Consider the following 5,125-nt stretch of genomic DNA (forward strand, 5'->3'; position numbering starts at 1 on the left):
AGCAGCAATGTGACATCGTTGTCGACCGGTCTGAGCACGACGAATAGCAATGTGACGTCGCTGTCGAGTTCGGTATCGACTGGCATCACATCGCTGTCGACTGGCATGAGTACGTTCAGCAGCAATGTGACATCGTTGTCGACCGGTCTGAGCACGACGAATAGTAATGTGACGTCGCTGTCGACTGGTCTGAGCACGACCGACAGTAACGTATCGTCGTTGTCGACTGGCATGAGCATGTTCAACAGCAATGTAGCGTCGTTGTCGACAGGGGTTGCCAACTCGGTTCAATATGACAATCCTGGTCACACCAGCATTACTTTGGGAGGCATTGGCGCCACAACGCCAGTGACTCTTACCAATGTAGCGGCAGGTGTGAAGCCAACCGATGCTGTGAACTACGGTCAGTTATCGTCGTTGTCTACTGCAACGTCGGCAGGTATCACTTCGCTATCAACTGGCTTGAGTACCACGAACAGCAACTTGACAACGTTGTCGACCTCGACCTCGACAGGGATCAGTACAGCGCAAAGCGGCGTAAATTCACTGTCAACCGGGCTGAGTACGACTAACAGCAATGTAGCTATGCTATCGACATCCACTTCAACTGGCTTGAGTACGGCAGCAAGCGGCATTAATTCGCTGTCGACCGGCCTGAGCACCACCAACAGCAGCGTATCGTCGTTGTCGACCTCAACTTCAAGCGGCTTGAGTGTCGCGTACAACGGCATCAATTCATTGTCAAGCGGTGTTGCGTCGCTATCAACCGGACTGGGTCAACTGGCGTCGCTCTCAACCAGCCTGACGAGTGTCACTTCATTGTCGACGTCGCTGAAGCCGCTGGCGAATGCACTTACTGCCGCTGCTGGTAATGGTGCGACGATTGGTGTCACTACGATCGGCGGCGCCAACAGCGATGGCACGATACAGACGCGCGGCGCTAACGGTACGGTGATCAGTAATGTGAACCCGGCAACGTGTGGCACAGTGACGGGCGTCGACGCAACCGGTTCAGGTTTGTGCGCGAAAGCGACCAAAGACGGCGCAACGGCCTTTGGTTCGAACGCACAGGCAACCGATGCCAATACCACAGCTGTCGGCTTCCGTGCTGTAGCTTCGCAGGCCGGGTCGGTGGCGATCGGGAATAACGCCCAGGCGACTGGCGATCCTACTGTCGCGATTGGTCAGAATTCGGTGGCTTCAGGCAATAACTCTGTCGCGACCGGCGCTGGTGCCCAAGCTACCGGAACCAATGCGGTTGCCACCGGCGCCGGTGCCCAAGCCGCCGCGAGCAATTCGGTGGCTTTAGGCGCCGGTTCGATAGCGGATCAAGCCAATACCGTATCTGTCGGATCTCCCGGCAGTGAGCGCCGTATCACCAACGTGGCGCCCGGTGTCGATCCAACCGATGCTGTGAATGTCTCGCAATTGTCAGCTGTGCAAAACCAGGTTAATAATGTGCAGAAAACCGCTTACGCCGGTATTGCTATGAGTATGGCACTGACAGGAACGGTCATGCCATCTCTGGATGCTGGGGAGAAGGGAGTTGGCGTAGGTATCGGTTCGTTCCAAGGGAATGGGGCGTTGGCATTGCAATTTAAATCTGTTAGTCAAACAGGTAATAGTTCTTGGGGAGCCGGAGTCAGCACAACTGGCAAAACCACAGGTGTTACCGTGGGCTATGGCTTCAAATGGAAATAATTTGTCATGAAAAATAATTTTACGGAGGTAATAGGGAGGTTGACATATAGAGTGAACCGTTCGTCCTGAATAGGTGCGCAGCGCCGTAGCTAAGGAAACGCACCTGATTTTGCGCATCCTTAGCCTCACCCTTTGCGCTACTCAGGGCGAACGGGAGGTTTTGAAATTTAAACGTCAACACACCTTGCATCTTATATAAATGCATATCACGGAGAACAACATTAAATGGAAGGATTTTTCGCCTGAGTTGGGGTAATGGGATACAGTTTTTAAGGCACCGGTCTTGAAAACCGGCGACGCTTTATCCCACCCGTGAGTTTGAATTTCACCACCTCCGTCAGACATTAAAATGGCCCATTTATGGGCCGTTTTTCACTTTATCGTGTTGGTTTCACATTCTCGCCTACCCGGCGATCTCTGCCTTTGTATGGCCAAGTGATTTGTTTGCATCGGTGAGACTGTCAATTTCGCTTACAGCCTTCGGGCGGATGTCCCGGAATTGGAATTCCCGAATGCGGCCGAGCGAGGTGCTGTCCTGTCAGCCAGGCGAAATCTAAAGCGTCTTATAGCTCTAGACAACCAGAGAGTTTTATAACTGGACTCTAGTTGTCTTTCCATATCGCTACGCAAATTAAAAAGAATCCTTTTGATAATGTTTCGGAATTTGTTTCGACAAAATCGAATTCGTCTTTTGCGTTGGAATTCAATGCTATGGCTTTTACGTCAGGCCTCATTTAATGCAAAAACAACAAATGCTTACGCTTTCCTGACGATTTCGTTAAGCATTGTTTAGCACTGTCGAAACTTAGAAAAATAAGCTTACATTCCTAGTAATTGGATGTGTTAGTCACGAATTTAGTCGTTCATGAAGCGAAGATCTCGATTTTAACAAGCCAGATATAGGAGGGGGCATGTGTCGAATAGGTTTCTTGTGTCGGAGTCGAATTGAAAATTCTTCGAGAATATGAATGAATAAAATATATAAAGTAATTTTCAGCCGTCGCCGTAATGCTTTTGTAGTTGTGAGCGAAATATCCGGTACCACAGGCACTGGAGGTAATGAGGTTGGAACATCTTCTGTAGCAAAGTTAATTGTGTTGAGATTAAGCGTCTGTGCATTTGCATTGGCGGGACTTTTTGTGTCGGCGGAGGTGTTCGCTGATTCCAATGTAGTCGTATGTAATACAGTCGGTATTGGTACAGCGTACGGTCCGGCAAGCACAGCGGCGACGAACTGTCTTGGAATCATTGGAGCAGTTCCTGGTGTAATGATCTTGGGTAACGGTACCACTACTGCCTCGTCCTCCGGATCTATAGTAATTAACGGCAGTACTGGGGCGATCAACATTCAGTCGACTGGCGTAACTATTGGTGGCGGAACGCTGTCAATGTCAGGGAATAAGATTACTAATCTAAGTCCGGGCGTCGCGTTGACCGACGCCGTCGATGTTAGCCAACTCAATTCGCTGTCGACCTCGGCCTCGACGGGACTGAGTACAGCAACGAGCAGCATAGGTTCGCTGTCAACAGGTTTAAGTACAACCAACAGCAATGTAACGTCGCTGTCGACCTCTGCATCGACTGGCATCACTTCGCTGTCAACTGGGCTGAGCACGACCAACAGTAACGTAACGTCGCTGTCGACTTCGGCATCGACTGGCATCACTTCGCTGTCGACGGGCTTGAGTACGACCAACAGCAACGTAACGTCGTTGTCGACTTCGGCCTCGACGGGACTGAGTACAGCAACGAGCAGCATAGGTTCGCTGTCAACAGGTTTAAGTACAACCAACAGCAATGTAACGTCGCTGTCGACCTCGGCATCGACTGGTATCACATCGCTGTCAACGGGGCTGAGCACGACCAACAGTAGCGTGACGTCGCTGTCGACCTCTGCATCGACTGGCATCACTTCGCTGTCAACTGGGCTGAGTACGACCAACAGCAACGTAACGTCGCTGTCGACTTCGGCCTCGACGGGACTGAGTACAGCAACGAGCAGCATAGGTTCGCTGTCAACAGGTTTAAGTACAACCAACAGCAATGTAACGTCGCTGTCGACCTCTGCATCGACTGGCATCACTTCGCTGTCAACTGGGCTGAGTACGACCAACAGCAACGTGACCTCGTTGTCGACCTCGACTTCGACGGGTATCACTTCGCTGTCGACGGGGCTGAGCACGACCAACAGTAACGTAACGTCGCTGTCGACTTCGGCATCGACGGGCATCACTTCGCTGTCAACTGGGCTGAGTACGATCAACAGCAACGTGACCTCGTTGTCGACCTCGACTTCGACGGGCATCACTTCGTTGTCGACGGGGCTGAGCACGACCAACAGTAGCGTGACGTCGCTGTCGACCTCGGCATCGACTGGCATCACTTCGCTGTCGACGGGGCTGAGCACGACCAACAGTAGCGTAACGTCGCTGTCGACTTCGGCATCGACTGGCATCACTTCGCTGTCGACGGGCTTGAGTACGACCAACAGCAACGTAACGTCGTTGTCGACTTCGGCCTCGACGGGACTGAGTACAGCAACGAGCAGCATAGGTTCGCTATCAACAGGTTTAAGTACAACCAACAGCAATGTAACGTCGCTGTCGACCTCGGCATCGACTGGCATCACATCGCTGTCGACGGGCTTGAGTGCGACCAACAGTAACGTAACGTCGCTGTCGACTTCGGCCTCGACGGGACTGAGTACAGCAACGAGCAGCATAGGTTCGCTGTCAACAGGTTTAAGTACAACCAACAGCAATGTAACGTCGCTGTCGACCTCTGCATCGACTGGCATCACTTCGCTGTCAACTGGGCTGAGTACGACCAACAGTAACGTGACCTCGTTGTCGACCTCGACTTCGACGGGTATCACTTCGCTGTCGACGGGGCTGAGCACGACCAACAGTAACGTAACGTCGCTGTCGACTTCGGCATCGACTGGCATCACTTCGCTGTCGACGGGGCTGAGCACGACCAACAGTAGCGTGACGTCGCTGTCGACTTCGGCATCGACTGGCATCACTTCGCTGTCAACGGGAATGAGTACGACCAACAGTAGCGTGACGTCGCTGTCGACCTCGGCATCGACTGGCATCACTTCGCTGTCGACGGGGCTGAGCACGACCAACAGTAGCGTGACGTCGCTGTCGACTTCGGCATCGACTGGCATCACTTCGCTGTCAACGGGACTGAGCACGACCAATAGCAATGTGAGCTCGTTGTCGACTTCCACTTCGACTGGCATCAGCACCAACGCCAGTAACATCGGCTCGTTGTCGACTTCGACTTCGACTGGTATCAGCACCAACGCCAGCAATATCGGTTCGCTGTCGACTTCGACTTCGACTGGTATCAGCACCAACGCCAGTAACATCGGCTCGCTGTCGACTTCGACTTCGACCGGCATCAGCACCAACGCCAG

At 52.6% G+C, this 5,125-nt stretch carries 4 protein-coding genes and 1 pseudogene; 3 read left to right on the top strand and 2 right to left on the bottom strand.

Features of this window, described 5'->3' with window-relative positions:
- Positions 1–281 (bottom strand): hypothetical protein (locus GEV47_RS19670; protein ID WP_228124827.1); only part of this gene is annotated, 281 nt, incomplete at its 3' end.
- Here GEV47_RS19670 and GEV47_RS19765 point away from each other — a divergent pair.
- A pseudogene (locus tag GEV47_RS19765) lies at positions 238–420 on the top strand (hypothetical protein); the annotation flags it as partial. The gene GEV47_RS19670 and the pseudogene GEV47_RS19765 overlap by 44 nt on opposite strands.
- Here GEV47_RS19765 and GEV47_RS19770 read toward each other — a convergent pair.
- Positions 405–731 (bottom strand): hypothetical protein, encoded by a 327-nt coding sequence (locus GEV47_RS19770; RefSeq protein ID WP_265588526.1) that lies wholly within the window; start codon positions 729–731, stop codon positions 405–407. The pseudogene GEV47_RS19765 and the gene GEV47_RS19770 overlap by 16 nt on opposite strands.
- Before the next feature lie 7 nt (positions 732–738).
- Here GEV47_RS19770 and GEV47_RS19305 point away from each other — a divergent pair, with 7 nt between their 5' ends.
- Positions 739–1,701, top strand: a complete 963-nt coding sequence (locus tag GEV47_RS19305) for a YadA family autotransporter adhesin (RefSeq protein WP_265588524.1) — start codon at positions 739–741, stop codon at positions 1,699–1,701.
- Positions 1,702–2,669: 968 nt separating this feature from the next.
- On the top strand, positions 2,670–5,125 hold a 2,456-nt coding region (locus tag GEV47_RS19310; RefSeq protein WP_265588525.1), incomplete at its 3' end, for an ESPR-type extended signal peptide-containing protein.

Origin of the sequence: Glaciimonas soli, from assembly GCF_009497155.1 — a bacterium.
GTDB lineage: Bacteria > Pseudomonadota > Gammaproteobacteria > Burkholderiales > Burkholderiaceae_D > Glaciimonas > Glaciimonas soli.

Bases quoted from the DNA above. Each gene is read 5' to 3' on its own strand.
- GEV47_RS19770 (WP_265588526.1), bottom strand. From the start codon at position 731: ATGCCGTTGTACGCGACACTCAAGCCGCTTGAAGTTGAGGTCGACAAC.